Here is a 351-nt window from a genome sequence, read left to right as displayed (position 1 = left end):
GTAGCTACTGTTCCATTAGCAGCTTGTCCAGAGCTTAATTTACCAGAGGTTACAGAGTTATCTGCTAAGCTCAATGATACATCCCCTAAAGTTGCATTAGCTCCATTTGATACTTCTATAATATTATCTCCTGTAATACTTCCTTTGCCATCTAGATTTGCTGTTGAGACTTTGCTATAAGTTACTTTACCTGCTCCATCTGCTGTAGCTACTGTTCCTTTATCTGCTCCTGTAGAGTTTAATTTCTCTGCTTTTATAGATGCATTATTTATACTGAAAGCCACATCTCCCAAAGTTGTATTAGCGCCATTAGATACTTCTATAATATCATCTCCAGTAATACTTCCTTTA

The 351-nt window shown here is 36.5% G+C and carries 1 protein-coding gene; it reads right to left on the bottom strand.

The genetic code is table 11. The features are described 5' to 3' along the window. Positions 1–351, bottom strand: a 351-nt coding sequence (locus RH98_RS15810) for a hypothetical protein (protein WP_010258170.1), incomplete at both ends; no start/stop codon positions are given.

Origin of the sequence: Myroides injenensis M09-0166, assembly GCF_000246945.1 — a bacterium.
Taxonomy (GTDB): Bacteria; Bacteroidota; Bacteroidia; order Flavobacteriales; family Flavobacteriaceae; genus Flavobacterium; species Flavobacterium injenense.
This window is presented reverse-complemented; position numbering and strand designations above follow the sequence as displayed.